This is a genomic window from Dorea sp. BIOML-A1, from assembly GCF_009875615.1.
Lineage (GTDB): Bacteria > Bacillota > Clostridia > Lachnospirales > Lachnospiraceae > Dorea_A > Dorea_A amylophila.
Window position 1 is genome coordinate 176,122 of record NZ_WWSA01000004.1, and the last position, 16,191, is coordinate 192,312.

Here is a 16,191-nt window from a genome sequence, read left to right on the forward strand (position 1 = left end):
AAAACAGACAGTCCTTAGACTGCCTGCAATACACTACTTATCGTTGTGGAAAAATCAGATTGAACTGTACATTTCCCTCTCCGGGATCAACCATCTCCACAGTTGCTTCGTACTGTCTCCCTGTTTTTCTTGATACCAGATCCTTATAATGGATTTTTCCTTTAGACAGGAACTTCTTTGCTGCCGTCTTATCCATCTTTTTTCCCTGACTCGCAAGGAATTTATCATTCTTCCATAAGGTAAAAGTACAGTTCCGGTCAGAACAGTAAAAGTTTACTTTCCCTTCCTGGACATCTGCTCCACATCGGGGACATTTGCCAATGACTTCTCCTTTTGCCTTTCCCTGAAACTGATTTTTCTTTTCTTCTGAAATTCCCTGATACCTGGCAACCAGTTCCTGCATCAGTTCTGTAATCCCATTTAGGAATTCATCTGCTGTCTCTGTATTCTGGGCAATGTGATTCAATGCCATTTCCCACTCTGCGGTCATCTTCGGAGATTTAATCTCATCTGGCAGAACTGTAATCAATACATTACCATCATCTGTCGGCACCAGATTTTTCTTTTCCCTTTTCACAAAACCAGACTGAATCAGTTTTTCAATGATTGCTGCCCTTGTTGCCGGAGTACCAAGTCCTTTCTTTTCTGTATCTTCGGTCAGTTCTTCATTCCCTGCACGTTCCATCGCAGAAAGCAGGGTATCTTCTGTGTACTGTTTCGGTGGCTGTGTGAAATGCTCCGATACCAAAGAATCACAGGGACCGTAATGCTTGCCTGCCCAGATATCCAGCTCCGGCTCTTCTTTCTCAATCTTTACGCCAAAGAACTGTTTCAATTTATTTTCGATCGCCTTGAATCCTTCCTGCTTTGTTTTCTTTGCTGTGAGATAAAACGTATGATAATTGCAGGTGATCTGGCATTTATGGCTTTCATAAATATAAGGATCTGCAGTTGCTGTCAGAACCCTGGCGCTGATCAGATACAAAATCTTGCGGTTTCGTTCTTTCAGTTCACCAATATCTGCTTTGGCTACTTCCATGGTTGGGATAATCGCATGGTGATCGGATACTTTCTTTGAATTTAATACCTTACTCACGTCTGGGTGATATTCCAGACCTTCAGCATAAGGCATTTTCCCAAGTAACATCTGAATCAGTGTTTCAGTGCTTTCTCCCATCTCATCTGTCAGATACTGGCTGTCTGTTCTCGGATAAGTGACCAGCTTCTGCTCATACATCTCCTGCACGGCATCCAATGTCTGCTGTGCGGTATAACCAAACATTCTGTTTGCTTCCCTCTGCAGAGTGGTCAAATCATAGAGCTTCGGAGGACGGACCGTTTTTTCTTTCACATCATCCTTTTCCACTTCGCACATACGCTCCATACAGTCCGCAGCCACTCTATCTGCATCTTCTTTTTTCTGAAAATGCTCTGTGACCGCATCCATCTCGTCAAACTTGATATGAGCCATATAATATTTTTCTTTGGTAAATTCCTTGATCTTCTGATTTCGATCCACGATCATGGCAAGTGTTGGTGTCTGTACTCTTCCAACTTTCAGATTCTGGTTATACAGAACGGAAAAAAGACGGCTCGCATTGATTCCCACCAGCCAGTCTGCCTTTGCCCTGCAAAGTGCTGACTGATAGAGACTGTCATAACACGAACCGTCTTTTAATGACGCAAATCCATCTTTAATTGCCTGTTCCTCCATGGAAGAGATCCAGAGCCGCTTCATCGGCTTTTTGCATCCTGCCTGCTCATACACCAGACGGAAGATTAGTTCTCCTTCCCGCCCGGCATCTGTAGCACAGATTACTTCATCTACTTTGGAATCTCGCATCAGTTTTTTCAAGATTCCAAACTGCTTTTTCGTGCCTTCCAATACCCTGTGTTTCCAACATTCCGGCACAATCGGCAGATCTTCATATCTCCATTTTTTATATTTTTCATCGTATTCTGATGCATCACATAATCCAACCAGATGTCCTACGCACCAGGAAACGAGATAACCGTTTCCTTCCACGTAGCCATCTTTTCTTGTTCTGGCTCCAATCACGGAAGCCAGTGCCATCGCAACCGATGGCTTTTCTGCAATCACTAACTTCATTTACTCCTGCTCCTCTTCTTCATCTTCCAGCACAGCATCATCAAAATCCTCGTCTCTCAGGATTTCTGGTTCTATACTTTCTTCCTGCTCATCTGCATCGTCTACTTCCCGCTTTTCAGATTCTGAATCTTCGGATTCATCTTCATCCTCTTCCATCTCATCCTCGTCATCATATTCATGCTTTGGTTTATAGACTTTGAAGTAATATCCTCCTGCCGCAGCTCCTACTGCAACCAGTGCAATCAGAAGATACGTTCCAAATGGACTTTTATCTTCTGGCATCTGGATTTCATCCTCTACCTTATCTTTCTCAGCTGTCTCAGTTGTTTCCGGCTTTTCTTCTTCAGCCTGTTTCTCTGGTTCTGCATAAACAGTATCTACTTCCGGAAGTGTCACGGAATCAGAAAGTGTGAAGTTCATCAGATCTTTCTCGCTGACTTCTGTAAGGAAATACACATTATCCTGAGATTTTGAATTGTCGATGATCAGATAAAAAATCTTACCACTCTTAGTTGAAATGGTATAAAACTCTTTTGTGCCTTCCGTAGCTGTTTTAGTAACAGAATCTGCTGTCTCGCCTTCTTTATTAAGCTGTTCCTCAATACCTGTCACTGTCCGATCATCCACAGTTCCTTTTGCATCTGTTGGCTCAGAAGCTTGTGCATCCTGCGGAAGCGGAGAAGTCGTTGTTTTTTCAGTTCCCGTTGCATCTGCACTGGTCGTAGTTGCCATTGCACCATTGCTGTCACTGGAGGTTTTCTGTTTCTCTGCCTGCTTCTTTGCCCATTCATAATAAGGATTCTGCAACACATACTTTTCAGAAGTATTTCCGGCACCGTCTGTTACCGTAATCTCAATCTGTTTTGTAGTAAAATCTTTCTGTGTCAGTTGCACTCTCAGCATTCCATCCTTCAGATCTGTATAAGTGGTGCCATTAACTGTTACTGCAGTAATCCCGGATACTGTATCATTCCCCTGAATCGTCAGCACACCATCTGTCAGGGAAGCAGAGAGTGTCGGCTTTTCCGTGTCATAACACTTAATAGAACGATTCTGCTCATACACCTTTCCATCACCATCTGTCACACGCACATACACTGTCTGATTTCCTGTGATCGTGATACTTCCGCTTCCAGTTACATCCTGCCAGCTTCCATCTTTTCCTGCTTTTGCTTCAATCTTTGCTATTGAGAAACCTTCCGGCATATGGCTGGCATCTACCGTAACAGCAATGGTTGTTTCTCCCTGTTTCCAGCCATCCGGTTTCTCAATCGTGATTGCAGGCGTGGTATTCTCAGCTGCATAAGCAGTCTGTGTCTGGAGCAAAGGTGTTGTCAGGCAAAGAAATGTCGTTGCTGCAAGCAGACTCTTTTTTACCCTGCTTTTAGTATTTGTTCTCTTCTTCTGTTTCATTTTTTCCAGATTCATCATCGGCTTTTATTTCCTCCTTCTGTATTTCTACCCTGCCGGGCAACTCATTTTTCATTTTCTTTTTAAAAGCTTCCAATTCCGGAATACTCATATCCATTGCACGGATAATTCTTACAATTTCCAGATTTTCTGCTTCTGTTTTTGCAATCTCCGCAGCCTTGAACCGCTTTAAATCTGCTTCATATCTGGCTTTAGATGCTTCCATTTTTTCCTTGGCTTTCTCATAATCTGCCGTTGCTTTTTCAAGACTTTTCATCTCTTCTCCTTTCCGGGCGGCTGTTATACCGCCCTTTTCCTTACCATCGCCCGAATCCATAGAAATGGCTCTGCCAGTATGGAGAGTTGATGGACGTGTACTGAACCGGATGCCCACAATGGATCATCTGACCATTGCCCACATAGATTCCAATATGCGTTACTGGTTCTCCTGCATCGTAGGTTCCGGTAAAGAAGATCAGATCTCCTGGCTGTGCTTCTGACTGGGATACTGGCGTACAAATGTTGTACAGTCCCTGTGCAGTCAGCCTTCCCGTATTTCTTACCCCGGAATGAACCAGACAGTAGCTGACAAATCCGGAACAATCGAATCCACTTGGGGAATATCCGCCCCACACATACGGTGTTCCAAGATATTTTGCAGCCTCTTCCAGTAAACGTTGCGCTGCTTCACTGGTATATTCATTACCACCAAAGCCTGTCCCTTCTCCTGTTTCCAGATAAAAGATCGGGTTTAACCGCTCTCCATTTTTCAAAAGTTCAATGTGAAGATGGCTTCCTGTAGAATTTCCGGTATTTCCTACAAGACCGATCTCATCACCTTTCGTGACGGATGCACCTGCAGATACACTCCGGCTGCTTAAATGTGCATACCGCAGTTCATAGCCTTTACTGTCCTTGATTACAACATAATTGCCATAGCTGTCGTTATAAGCAGAAGTTGTAACCGTTCCGGTCAGCCCTGCCATTACTTTTGTCCCTTCCGGTGCTCCGATATCCATACCATTGTGTAACTGATTTGCTCCTGATATTGGATGAATCCGATATCCATAATAGCTGGTCACACTGGAATACCAGTTAAAATCAACCGGTGTTGCAAACATCTGCAGGTTGCCTTTGGTATCGTTGTAGGCACTGAACAGTTCTTTCTGGAAAAATCCCAACCTGTCCTGACAGATTGACATCAGGTTTCCACTGGTCAATGTTACATTCAGCGTGTCCACATCTCTGATTCTGGTCACTTCGACTTCATTGCTTCCGTTATCATCTGCAAGATAACATTCCCAGGTCTGATGTCCATGTGCAGATGCTGCCGCATGACTGTCATAATAGACATCAAATTGTACACCGTATCTTGCGAAAGCTCCGGTATCTTCTACGGTATATTCGACACCATTCATAACTACCTTTGTTCCCATTGGAACAAACGGATTGGAAGCATCTACCGCTAAGGTATGATTGGCAGTTGGATATGCTCCACTGGCAGTCGGTCCTCCGCTCCAAATACCACAACAGATTGGACAGTTACAATATCCACTGGTCACAACCTGTCCCAAAGATTCTCCAACTCTTACTGTTGCTGTCTCCGTTACAGTCTCATTGACTGCTTCAGTAGTTAAATGATATTGCTCTGCAAACAAGGCGTCCAGCTCCGGCTTGACCTGTTCAAAAGTAAATTCTTCATACTTTGCAGACAGATAACTAATCAGGATAAACGGATCATGCTCAATAGGTCCGATGTTATATCGGTATTCCTCATGTCCTGGTTCTTCAGATTCCATATTGTTGATCCACTCCTGCAGATTAGCTTCCAGCTGTGTGTAATACAGTTCCGCTTCCCGGATTGCCTGATCCGATGACAGATAACTGGTTCCGGTGTAAGTGATCACATTTTGTAAAAACACTGCAGAGCATGACGTGACATTCGTTATGATCAGAAACATCAATCCGATCAGAACTGCTACACTGATATACACCTTCCGGTTTTCTTTAAAAAAGTTGGTGACTTTGCCGCCAATCTTCTTGATATAATCAATCGTACCTTTTGTAGCTGTTCCTACTGTCTGTTCACTTCGCTTCGCTTTGGCATAATCCCGTTTGATCTGTTGCTTCTGAATCTGTTTTTTCAGTTTCTTCTGTTCCTGACGGGCTGCCGCCTGTGTCTGTTTCTCTTCCTGTCTTTCAAGTCTGCTTCTTTTTCTGAATGCCCTCTGTTTCCTGCGTCTGGCACTTCTCTGTTCCAGCCGGTAAACACCTTCGCCGCTTTCTTCTAACTTATGGGCACCTTCTACCGCCGCATTATCGTCTTCATTTTTGCTGATCTCACGGTGCAATGCTGCGGAAGCTGCACTTCCTGCTTTCTTGACAACAGAAGTTTTTTCTGTTTTCACAGATTCCCCTTCGCCAAACTTCAAGCGGGATTTCTTCTTTCCAGGAGCTTCTCCATCATTTGCCTGATAGACCTGTGCCTTCTTGGAATGCTGCTTTGCTTCCTTCTTCTTTTTTGCTTCCTCATAAGAAAACTTTTTGGCTTTTTCCTTCTGTTTCTGATGTCGGAAATTGACTCCATCCGTATCCATCTGGTTCAATTTCTCCATATCTTTATCATTTTTCACAGAAGCACCAGTTTCCTCATAAGCAAACTTCAAACGCTGTTTTTGTTTTGGCTTTTTGCTACCACCGGTCTGATTTCTCCGGCTGTCTCCTCTGTTTTCTGATAGATCCGCACGTTTTTCTTTCAGTCTCCCTGACTGTCCGGCTTCGGATTTTTCTGCAAGTCTGGATTCTTTTCCGACTTCAGCACGGATTCTTTTTCTATTTTGCTGTTTTCTACTCTGTCCAAGATCCTCACTTTGCTTCTCTGCCCGTATCAGTTCCGGTGCATCTCTGGATTTTTGCACAGAGGGACGAATATTTTTCCCACTCCGTTCAGACTGGCGGGAAGACTTATCCACAAGGCTTACTTCTTTTTCCCCCTGTTTTCCTCCCATCTGCACATCACTGGCACGGTTACTGACACGAACAGAAGATTTATCCGTCAGGTTTTCTTCCACCAGACCATCCTTGGTCATTTTCTGGACTTTCTTATCCCTGACTTTCATTCTCTGTTCTGCCACTGATTACTCCTCCTTCTTCGGATACCCTTTCCCTGCCTGTAATAAACAAAGAAAAGCGATGCCAAATACAGCACCGCCACAAAATGTCAATCCATATGAAATTACCTGTAACATTGTTTTACTCCTCCTGTATTACCCTGCTTCGGCTGTTTCCTCCGGGCGGGTTGTCATAATCTTATAAAGGGAATTCTTCGGGAATCTGTCTACAAACGGAATAATCACATTTCCATAGAACAGAAGTCCTTCACCCTCATTACTGTTGGTTACATAAGACAGCTGGGTTGGTGAAATATTCAACTGTTTAGCCAGAATCTGCCTGTCACCGGATGCCTGGTTGAGCATATAGATAAAATCAGAGTTTTCAAAAATATTCTCGATTTCCCTGGAAGCTAAAAGATCCTTAATGTTCTGGGTAATTCCTGTCGGAATACCGCCCCATTTACGGAATCGCTTCCAGATTTCCACGCTGTAGGCTGCTGTCTGTTCTTCTTTTAAGAGAAGATGGAATTCATCCACATAGTAACGGGTGGATTTATGAGCGGAACGGTTGATCGTCACTCGGTTCCATACCTGGTCCTGCACAATCAGCATCCCGATCTTCTTCAGCTGTTTTCCAAGCTCCTTGATATCAAAACATACGATACGGTTGTTGATGTCCACATTTGTGCGATGATTAAATACATTTAGGGAACCTGTAACGTAAATCTCCAATGAAGTTGCCAGACGCTGTGCTTCCGGCTCTTCCTGTTTCCGCAACAGATTATATAAATCCTCCAGTATCGGCATCTTCTCTGGCACCGGATCAGCGAGATATTCCTGATAGACCAGCCGCACACAACGGTCAATGATCGTCTTTTCTACCGGTTCCAGTCCATTCTTTCCACCGACAATCAGTTCACACAGGGACAGAATAAAATCTGCCTTTAAGGACAGCGGATTATCTTCCTCTGAATAATTCAGGTTCAGATCCATCGGATTGATATACTGGTCTGATACCGGTGAAATCCGGATGACCTGTCCGTGCAGTGCCTGCACCAGTGGATAATACTCGGCTTCTGGATCACAAATAATAATATCGTCCTCCGTAATCAGGAAACAGTTCGTAATTTCTCTTTTTGCTGAGAAGGATTTACCGGAACCAGGTGTACCAAGAATCAGTCCATTCGGGTTCTTCAGACGCTTCCGGTCAACCATAATCATGTTGTTGGATAATGCATTCAATCCATAATAAAGAGCTTCCCCTTCCTGGAACAGTTCCTGTGTCGTAAATGGCACAAAGATCGCTGTTGCCGATGTGGTAAGCCCTCTCTGAATCTCAATTCGATTGACTCCCAGTGGAATACAGGACATCAATGCTGCTTCCTGCTGATAGTCCAGCTGTTTTAAGGAACAGTTGTATTTTTGTGCGATACCCTGTACCTGGAAGATATTGTTATCCAGCTTCTGACGCTTCTTTGCGGTATTCATCACCAACACTGTCACAAGAAACATACGCTCATTTCTGGACTGTAAATCTTCCAGCAGATTCTTTGCTTCTTCCCCGTAGGTCACAAGATCCGATGGAAGCACATCCATGTCATACCCGGAACGTACCGCCCGCTTCTGCTCTTCAATCTTCATCTTATCCAAATCTGAAATCTTGCTCTTGATCATCTTGATCGCAGAACTCTGGTCAATGGACTGGATATGAATATTGACATTGATGCTGTCATCCACATCCAGGAAATCTGCAAGCATCCGGTCTGTAAGCTCCGGTGCCAGGATCTGCAGATAACTCACGCTTCCCATGGTCTTTCCCATCAGAAATGTCTGATTCTTGGAAAAGTTAAAGGAAGTTGGTGCAATAAAGTCTTTGGTCTTTAATCCTGTTTCCGGCAGCATCTTGTACTGGAACTTAAATGGTTCAATCCGATCCTGGTTGAACACATGATACAGAATCTCCAGTCGCTCCAGACCATTTAAGGAATGTGCCTGTGCTCCCAGAACTTTAAAGTTGTTCAGGATATCGGCTTCAATCCTTTCAAGCCTTGGTCTTGCCACCTTCAGGCTTTCTGCTTCGATTCCAAAAGTGATATACTTGGTTTTCACCAGACCATTGTTTCCCTTGGAAAGCTGATTTTTTAACATGGTCCGGTACTCCTCACGAATGGCATTGAAGTCATCGTTCTGATCCGGAATATCAATACTTTTCTCAAATTCAGCCACATCCACCTGCTGATTGATAAATGACAGCTGCACACTGATGGAAGAATCAAAGTAATTTAAAAAATCACAGTAATTCTCAAATATCGTGGTCTTATCCTCATTTAAAGCCAGCTGATAATTGATGTCATAAAACTGAATTGTCTTAGAGAAAAAGGTCTTTGTCACCTGGCAGATACCATCCTGCAGCATCCGAATATACGGAATACTCTGCTGTGCAGTTGTAGGAATGTTTTTCTGTTTCCTACGATCCCGTTCCTGCTTCTTCCTACGCTTTTCCTGTTCTCTTTCTTTTCTGCTTTTTTTGTTTCTTCTTTCCTGACGGTTTCTTTTTTCCGCCAGGGACAGACGCTCCTGCTGAGCCTCCTGCTTTGTCTTTTTTGCCATCCGGCACACCCTCCTTTTTTACAAGGGTGGAAATCTCCTGATAAAAATTTTCTGTCTTATATGGTCTTACCGCTGGACATATAAACTTCTGTCGAATGATATTTGCCACCACTTTTTCAAAGGGAAGCCCGTCTTTTTCATACATCGCCATGAAGAAAAACGGAAGCATGATCGTTACCATCAGAATGGCAGCGATACTGGAACCGATTGGTTTTCTCATGAACAGATAAAACGGAATTCCCACAACTGCGGCAAGTGAAAAGAAAATCAACTGCCGCTTTGTCAGATTTAACGCTACTTTTGTTTTGACCTTGGTAAGGTCTTTTGGTACTGGTACATACGCCATGGTATGCGCTCCTTTCCTGCCCGTTAGTGGGCATTGAATATTGATTTGCTAAGGCTTCCGGTCTTGAATAATGAAAATGCAAGAATCACGGTATACGCCGCTACTGAAAACATTGCTGCATGAAGGTCACTGGATATGGTCATTGCATTTACTAAAACTGCATAAATTCCCACACAGACCATCATGAAGAATCCCTGAAATGCCAGTGCGAACAAGCCTTTTAAATAGTTGTTTCCGATATTGCCCCATTCCTTATTGGTCATGGTGGCAAACGGAATTGGTGCTATGGAAGTATAAAGGTAAATTTCTATCATTCTTCCGTACAAAATAACGGTTATGATGATCGACAGAATCCGCATGGTAATACTGATCAACAGCGTTTCCATGGATAGCAGGAACAAATCCCCCAGTTCCATATCTTCCAGTGCATCCACAATCCTTGCGACTGCTTCTGATGCATCCACCGCTGTGTTCCCGGAGATCACCCCGGCGGCATTGTTGACCACATGCTGGCCAACATCAAAGACCGCCATCGTGATATTGAACGTATTTGTCACCAAATAAATGGCTACATACGCCTTGAAAATCCAGAGGAAAATGTTGTAAGTCTCAAATTCATGGAAATTGTTTTTCTGCGTTACCATCGTAATCAGCTCATAGCACAAGACAAAGGTGATGATCAGTCCCGCAATGGGGACAATTACTGTCTGGGAAATGTTCTGGATCAGATTAAAGATCCCTGCATTCCATCCCTGCGGTGTCTGTCCCACCTGCCCGGCTATGGTTCCCACCTGCTCATTGACAGACGTGAACATGTTATCCAAACATGACTTGATAAGCCCGATCAGGATATCCTTTATCGCTTCCGTAATTCTCTCAATGATGGTGTTCATCTACCACTCCTCTTAAGAGAACAATGTTGCCAGCTGTGGAATCAGGGTAGTTCCCAGCAGCATGATTCCGGCACCAGCCATCAGCTGTTTGATGCCCTGGCTCTTAGCGCCGGGATTGTCATTCCCATATCCTTCCAGAAGGTTTACGACACCCCACACGCCAAGACCTGCACCGATTGCGACTACAAGAGTTTTTAAAGTTGTAATTGCACTGCTAAAAAATGCCATATACATTCACCAAAACTGACTTTTTTCAGGTGTTTACGGGAATGAAAAAACACCGACTAAAAAGCCGGCGCACCTAATGTCAGTTATTCCTTTCCTTATTATTTTTCGTTCATTCCCAAGGTTACTCCGACAGATCTACTTGAATTACTTCCACCTCTTCTTCAGATTTCGGTGTGTACTGCGGATTTAACTCTTTCTCAACCTTGTATCGGTTCTTCTCGTTTTCATCTGCAAGAAGCCGATAGTTTTTGTGTTTCGTAATATCATATTTGTCTGAGAAAAATGGTCTGGCACCACGGATCTGCAGGATACATTTTCCTCCATCCATGACTGCAATCTCGTCCTCTGTCATCAACTGTTTCCCCAGTTTCTGATAATTCAGTCCAAAAGATTTCTGATTGCTTCTTGTCTCCGAAGTGTTATACAGGTCAATGGTTTCCTTACCCAGAAGCTCACTCATTTCCTTTAATGTGGTCTTCTCTTTCCCACCAAGGAATAAAGTCGTATCACAGTTGCCCAGAATGGTATCTGCACTATCCTTATACATTGCCTTTAACTGGCTCTGTGACTGCAAAATAATAGAAGCAGAGATTTCCCTGCTTCGGATGGTTGCGATCAGCTTGTCAAACTGAGGAATTTGTCCGATGTTGGCAAACTCATCAGCGATGACACGCACATGCACCGGAAGTCTGCCGCCATATTCATCATCTGCCTTGTCGCAAAGCAGATTGAAAAGCTGTGACTGCAGCATCGCAATCACAAAGTTGAATGTGGTATCCGTATCGGACATAATCAGAAACAAGGCTGTTTTCCTGTCTCCGATCTTATCCAGTTCCATTTCATCGTAAGACATGATCTCACGAAGCTCTGCGATATCAAATGGGGCAAGTCTGGCACCACAGGAAATCAAAATCGACTTCGCCGTTTTGCCAGCCGCCATTTTGTATTTTTTATACTGTCTGACCGCAAAGTGCTGCGGATCTCTTTCTTCCAGTTCCTGGAACATCATATCTACCGGGTTCTGGTAAGTTTCATCCTCTTCACGGGTTTCACTTTCATTCAGAAGATCCAGAAGAGTATTCAGATTCTTCTCCTCTTCATCACCCTCATACCAGATGAAGGCAATCAGTGCTGTGTACAGCAGTTTCTCCGCTTTCACCCAGAAATCCTCGGAAGATTTTTCTCCCTCCCCTTTGGTGTTTGCAATAATTGTCGTCACCAGTTTCAGGATATCTTTTTCAGACCGTATATAAGCAAATGGATTGTAATGAAGAGACTTAGAAAAGTTGATCGTATTCAAAACCTTAATCACATAAGGCTCATATACCACTTTCCCGGATTTATCTTTGATGACATTTCCATCTTTATCCCTCTTCGGCGGTCCCTTTGCTAACATCTTCCCGCACTCCTCGATCAGAGTGCCTTTGGGATCTGTAATGACCATGGAACAGTTCATCTGCATGACCGATGGTTTTACGAAAAAACGTGTCTTACCGGAACCACTGCCGCCGATAACTACAATATTTTTATTTCTTGCATATTTCGGTTGCTTCGGTCTGCTCTCCATCGTCAGTGCTTCTGTTGCTGTCAATGGAATGTTCATCCACGGATTTTCCGACATATAAGGTTTGATATCCTCAGCGTTTCCCCATCTGGCTGAACCATACTCGATTCCTTTTCGGAGTTTCTTTGCATCTGACTGTTTCTGCCAAACCAGCACTTTCAAAACGACTGCAACCGTAATCCCTGCCAGCAGATCTTTCCAGTTATTGCTTAACACAAAACCAGCAAAAATCCGATCTGCGTGTTCCATAGCATATAAGAGTTTGTTCCCCATATCTTCTCCCGGACTATTCCGGTAAAGAAAAAATGCCCGGTCTGCATAGAACGCAGCCAGAGCATATGGGAGATTGGTAAGAACCAGTTTCTTTTTATCCAGGGCGGACAGCCTGACCCCGATCTTATTCTTCCACTTCTGCATCAGAGGTTTGCCGATCTGTTTCTTCATCGACTCTGCTCCTGATGCCGGTTCTTTACTTTGTCCTTCGTCTTCTTTGGCATCATTGCCCGGTAAGCTGCCAGACGCTTGTGAATCGAAGGTTTATTCGCTTTTTGAATCTGTTTCTGGGAAAACTCACGGAAAGCAGCATTGAGGGCATCCTGATCACGTCCTTTGAAAAATACCAGATAAACTGGCGGCTCTTTGCTCTTGTCCTTTTTCAGAGCATAGTTAATTCCATATTTTCTGGCATAGCGTTCAAAGGACTTGATATTTTTGTTCGTGATCTCGATATTGACCATCCCGGCATTCTGCTTTGCCAGCTCTTTTACCGTGACCTTTCCCTGTTTCGGCTGATTTTTCTGTGCTTTCTTCTCTACCGATTTCTGCTTATGATGCCGCAGATACGCAGCAAGAACCTTTCTCAACAGGTCTGCTGTGATTTTGGTAGTCCGAATACAGAACGTGACCGTTTTCTGAGTTACCTCTTCCTGCATGACTTTTCCCTCCTTTCAGCGATTTAACTGCTGTCCAGATCTGTAATCATGGCAATCACCCCCTTTCAATAAAAAAGGACAGATTAACCGGTAATCAGGCTCTGTACCTGTACGAGTTTTTCTGTCCCTTCTTCTTTTCTCTTATCTTCTCCACCACAATAGATGGGAACACACATTTCAAGTATTCTGCTATAAATACGCTGATGGGCAGTATCTAAATCTGTGGATTTCATTTCATTCAGTCCCAGATTCGTTGTTACGATCAGCGGAAGCATTTTACAATAGCGGCTGTCTATCACATTATAGACCTGCTCCAAAGCAAACTCGGAATTTCGTTCTATTCCCAAGTCATCAATAATCAGCAACGGATAATCCACAAGATTTTGTATAATCTGGTTCTTATCTGCCTGATAGCTGGTCATTTCATTTAGGATCCTGGAAAAATTTGTCATCATGACACGTTCTCCCTGTTCCAAAAGTGCATTTGCAATACAGCCTGCAAAGAAACTTTTCCCGGTTCCAACTGGTCCCATCAAAAGCAATCCTACATTTTTTCTCTTCATATCTGTCCAGTTTTCTACATACTGCCTGGCAATTAGTATCTTCTGGTTGCTTCCGTTGTCATTTTCAAATTTCCATTCCCAGAATCTTCTTTCCCGAAGTCCGACGGATTTTCTCTGATAAAGCAGTCGCTGTGCTTCTTCCCGCTGCATCTTTTCATCCAGTTCCTGTCTGGCTTTCACCTCGCATTCGCACAAACAAGACACTACATGCTCAAATCCCATCAGACTGACTTTCATCTGTTTTCTTTTTCCACAGATGCCACAATGAAGACATCCCTCTTCGTCCACATAATCTGCTGTTACTTTATTTTCCATCACAGGCTTTCTCCTTCCTGAAATTCATATTTATCCATTCCTATCCTGGTTCCATCCCTTTCTGCCCAAAGACAGATTGTTGCAAAATGGTTCTGATATTCTTTTCCACTGGATTTCATATAAACAGAAAGATGATCAATCCGTTTCTGGTAATCCCATGGAAATAGCGTCATCAGCTCCTGCAGTTCAGCTTCCGACAGAACAACATTTTTAAATCTACCATACTGACTGAATTTTTCTTCCAAAGCGGGAGTATTGCCCTTACTCTTATCAGTATGATTCTTTTCAGTCTTATTTATCTTAGTATTACTTCCATCCAGATTCTTGCAGTCCGGACTTCTATTTTTTTGCGTTCCGGACTTCCAGTTTCTTGCAATCCGGATTTCCAATTCCTTGCAGTCTGGATTTCCAGTTTCTGGCGTTCCAGAAGCAAAGTATCTTACTGGCTTTCCTCTGCTCCGTTTCACAAAATTTTTCACGTATATGACAGAAGGACGATTATTCCCCTGCCGATACCGTTCGATCAATCCAATCCCATGCACACTGTCAAGCTCATAAAGAAGCTTTGTCACTGTCGTATGCGACATTCGCAACAGTTCCTGCAATTCTGCGATCGTATAAATGATATAGACATAACCATCATTGTCAATCCATCCATTTTTCTTGGATAGGCTGATTCGATCAAGCAGAATTCCATAAAGGAGCTTTGCGTCTGTGGACAGGCTTGCAAACTCTTTTTCTGTGAACAGAGCTTTGGGGATCCGAAAAAAAGAAAACTGGTCAGATTCTTCTGCTCTGAAATATTCAAAATCTGCCATAGCTTATTTCCTATTCTTCCTCACTATTAAAATCACACCCTGCTGCACTGCCTGTTCCATGACACATCTCATTAAACACAAAGTTGAAGCACATCATTAACTCGCTCAGATAATAATTCCTTGCTTCTTTATTGCAGGCATACATATCCTCGATATAAACCTCCTCGTTTCCATTCATTCGTGCGATTGTTTCCAGAACTTTCATAAACTTCTTATTAGAACAGCACTCATACTGTTCATTTACATATTTCTGAATTTCCAGCACATGTTCAGGCTTTCCTTCACAAACAGATAACACGCCAAATGCCAGATCCATACCAAACTCATAGCCATCGGCTTCTACGGCATCAATATCAAGATTACCTTCTTCATCGTAATAGCCTCGCTCTTCCATAGGAGTCAGTGGTGTCTCATATTCATCCAGATATCCCATATCTGCAATTGTTCCCAGAATATCTCTGGATGCTGCCACCATCTTGTCCATGATAATTTCTCTTTCTTCCATCGGCATATTTGCCATAATTCTGTCTAATGTCATCATTGATTCTTCCTCCATCTCATTTTCATAAATATCATTGATATAAAAGTGGTTCGCCTTTCCATTGTTTTGAACAATACGCACCAGCTTTCCAATCTTAACAAGTTCCTGTACTGCCTGATCTACGCCATATCGAGTCGTATTCAGGTCTTTCTTCATTTCGCTTTTTGGATAGATAACAAACAGATCTCCGTTATGATCTACCCAGCCATTCTGCACCGCAAATTTCAAACGATCCAGAAATAAGCTGTATAAAATTTTTGCTGTATTTGACAGATTTTTGAATTTTTCCACCTGGAACAGCATCTTTGGCACCTGCAGACAATCTACCGGCATATACTCCACCTTACTCATTGATTATTTCCTCCTTCTGTTTGTACAGCACTTCGGCTGAATTAATATTGATTTCCAGCATCCCTACAAATACCTGATAGTACAGCAGGCATATCTGTTCATCCTCTCTTGCCAGATACAATCCTTCCAGTTCATCGGACGGATGTTTCATTCCATATACCGCCTGACAGATATCATGGATTTTCTCACATTCCACACTTCTAAGATGCATCTCCAAGGTGTGGTTAAATCTCTGCCAGTCCTCCAGTTTCTGATTTACTGACATCATGCACTGGAACAGTTCCGCTGCTTCACATGCTGCTGACAGCACTACATTTTTGTTATTGATACTTCCATCGGCATTTTTCATATGCCCTACCATATACGCCTGATCTACTGAAACCATCTTTTATCCTCC

General features: G+C 43.2%; 15 protein-coding genes. All 15 read right to left on the reverse strand.

From position 1 onward, the window contains the following. Nucleotides 1-37: 37 nt before the first annotated feature. Nucleotides 38-2,110, reverse strand: coding sequence for a DNA topoisomerase 3 (locus GT508_RS03030; protein WP_012744292.1), 2,073 nt, complete (start codon nt 2,108-2,110; stop codon nt 38-40). Then, nucleotides 2,111-3,541 (reverse strand): CD1107 family mobile element protein, encoded by a 1,431-nt coding sequence (locus GT508_RS03035; RefSeq protein WP_023922641.1) that lies wholly within the window; start codon nt 3,539-3,541, stop codon nt 2,111-2,113. After that, a complete protein-coding gene (locus GT508_RS03040) occupies nt 3,495-3,857 on the reverse strand; it encodes a DUF4315 family protein (protein ID WP_012744294.1) in 363 nt (120 codons plus the stop codon). Before GT508_RS03040 ends, GT508_RS03035 begins: the two co-directional genes overlap by 47 nt. Beyond that, nucleotides 3,838-6,639 (reverse strand): CD1108 family mobile element protein, encoded by a 2,802-nt coding sequence (locus tag GT508_RS03045; RefSeq protein WP_012744295.1) that lies wholly within the window; start codon nt 6,637-6,639, stop codon nt 3,838-3,840. Before GT508_RS03045 ends, GT508_RS03040 begins: the two co-directional genes overlap by 20 nt. Nucleotides 6,640-6,657: 18 nt before the next feature. Beyond that, nucleotides 6,658-6,768 (reverse strand): hypothetical protein, encoded by a 111-nt coding sequence (locus GT508_RS03050; protein WP_023922645.1) that lies wholly within the window; start codon nt 6,766-6,768, stop codon nt 6,658-6,660. A gap of 18 nt (nt 6,769-6,786) precedes the next feature. Further along, nucleotides 6,787-9,243 carry a VirB4-like conjugal transfer ATPase, CD1110 family gene (locus GT508_RS03055; RefSeq protein ID WP_027090295.1) on the reverse strand — a complete coding sequence of 819 codons (2,457 nt, stop codon included), beginning with the start codon at nt 9,241-9,243 and terminating at the stop codon, nt 6,787-6,789. Beyond that, the gene (locus GT508_RS03060) at nt 9,125-9,589 is read right to left on the reverse strand and encodes a PrgI family protein (protein ID WP_012744297.1); all 465 of its coding nucleotides are present in this window, start codon (nt 9,587-9,589) and stop codon (nt 9,125-9,127) included. The genes GT508_RS03055 and GT508_RS03060 overlap by 119 nt, the downstream gene beginning before the upstream one ends. A 23-nt stretch (nt 9,590-9,612) precedes the next feature. After that, nucleotides 9,613-10,482, reverse strand: coding sequence for a VirB6/TrbL-like conjugal transfer protein, CD1112 family (locus tag GT508_RS03065; RefSeq protein ID WP_012744298.1), 870 nt, complete (start codon nt 10,480-10,482; stop codon nt 9,613-9,615). 12 nt (nt 10,483-10,494) lie between these two features. Next, the gene (locus tag GT508_RS03070; RefSeq protein ID WP_017144663.1) at nt 10,495-10,710 is read right to left on the reverse strand and encodes a Maff2 family mobile element protein; all 216 of its coding nucleotides are present in this window, start codon (nt 10,708-10,710) and stop codon (nt 10,495-10,497) included. A 121-nt stretch (nt 10,711-10,831) separates the two neighbouring features. Further along, nucleotides 10,832-12,691, reverse strand: a complete 1,860-nt coding sequence (locus GT508_RS03075; RefSeq protein ID WP_330362118.1) for a VirD4-like conjugal transfer protein, CD1115 family — start codon at nt 12,689-12,691, stop codon at nt 10,832-10,834. Nucleotides 12,692-12,714: 23 nt separating this feature from the next. Further along, nucleotides 12,715-13,206, reverse strand: a complete 492-nt coding sequence (locus tag GT508_RS03080) for a PcfB family protein (RefSeq protein ID WP_012744313.1) — start codon at nt 13,204-13,206, stop codon at nt 12,715-12,717. A gap of 83 nt (nt 13,207-13,289) precedes the next feature. Further along, nucleotides 13,290-14,084 (reverse strand): ATP-binding protein, encoded by a 795-nt coding sequence (locus GT508_RS03085; protein WP_012744314.1) that lies wholly within the window; start codon nt 14,082-14,084, stop codon nt 13,290-13,292. Next, on the reverse strand, nt 14,084-14,902 hold the full coding sequence (locus GT508_RS03090; RefSeq protein WP_012744315.1) for a replication initiator protein A: 819 nt from the start codon (nt 14,900-14,902) through the stop codon (nt 14,084-14,086). Before GT508_RS03090 ends, GT508_RS03085 begins: the two co-directional genes overlap by 1 nt. A gap of 10 nt (nt 14,903-14,912) precedes the next feature. Continuing rightward, nucleotides 14,913-15,794 (reverse strand): replication initiator protein A, encoded by an 882-nt coding sequence (locus GT508_RS03095; protein ID WP_012744316.1) that lies wholly within the window; start codon nt 15,792-15,794, stop codon nt 14,913-14,915. Beyond that, nucleotides 15,787-16,179: a hypothetical protein gene (locus GT508_RS03100; protein WP_012744317.1), complete on the reverse strand. Its 393-nt coding sequence runs from the start codon at nt 16,177-16,179 to the stop codon at nt 15,787-15,789. The genes GT508_RS03095 and GT508_RS03100 overlap by 8 nt, the downstream gene beginning before the upstream one ends. Nucleotides 16,180-16,191: the final 12 nt, after the last annotated feature.

Coding starts and splice junctions, on each gene's coding strand:
- GT508_RS03030 (WP_012744292.1), bottom strand. CDS start 2,110: ATGAAGTTAGTGATTGCAGAAAAGCCATCGGTTGCGATGGCACTGGCT.
- GT508_RS03035 (WP_023922641.1), bottom strand. CDS start 3,541: ATGATGAATCTGGAAAAAATGAAACAGAAGAAGAGAACAAATACTAAA.
- GT508_RS03040 (WP_012744294.1), bottom strand. CDS start 3,857: ATGGATTCGGGCGATGGTAAGGAAAAGGGCGGTATAACAGCCGCCCGG.
- GT508_RS03045 (WP_012744295.1), bottom strand. CDS start 6,639: ATGAAAGTCAGGGATAAGAAAGTCCAGAAAATGACCAAGGATGGTCTG.
- GT508_RS03050 (WP_023922645.1), bottom strand. CDS start 6,768: ATGTTACAGGTAATTTCATATGGATTGACATTTTGTGGCGGTGCTGTA.
- GT508_RS03055 (WP_027090295.1), bottom strand. CDS start 9,243: ATGGCAAAAAAGACAAAGCAGGAGGCTCAGCAGGAGCGTCTGTCCCTG.
- GT508_RS03060 (WP_012744297.1), bottom strand. CDS start 9,589: ATGGCGTATGTACCAGTACCAAAAGACCTTACCAAGGTCAAAACAAAA.
- GT508_RS03065 (WP_012744298.1), bottom strand. CDS start 10,482: ATGAACACCATCATTGAGAGAATTACGGAAGCGATAAAGGATATCCTG.
- GT508_RS03070 (WP_017144663.1), bottom strand. CDS start 10,710: ATGGCATTTTTTAGCAGTGCAATTACAACTTTAAAAACTCTTGTAGTC.
- GT508_RS03075 (WP_330362118.1), bottom strand. CDS start 12,691: ATGCAGAAGTGGAAGAATAAGATCGGGGTCAGGCTGTCCGCCCTGGAT.
- GT508_RS03080 (WP_012744313.1), bottom strand. CDS start 13,206: ATGCAGGAAGAGGTAACTCAGAAAACGGTCACGTTCTGTATTCGGACT.
- GT508_RS03085 (WP_012744314.1), bottom strand. CDS start 14,084: ATGGAAAATAAAGTAACAGCAGATTATGTGGACGAAGAGGGATGTCTT.
- GT508_RS03090 (WP_012744315.1), bottom strand. CDS start 14,902: ATGGCAGATTTTGAATATTTCAGAGCAGAAGAATCTGACCAGTTTTCT.
- GT508_RS03095 (WP_012744316.1), bottom strand. CDS start 15,794: ATGAGTAAGGTGGAGTATATGCCGGTAGATTGTCTGCAGGTGCCAAAG.
- GT508_RS03100 (WP_012744317.1), bottom strand. CDS start 16,179: ATGGTTTCAGTAGATCAGGCGTATATGGTAGGGCATATGAAAAATGCC.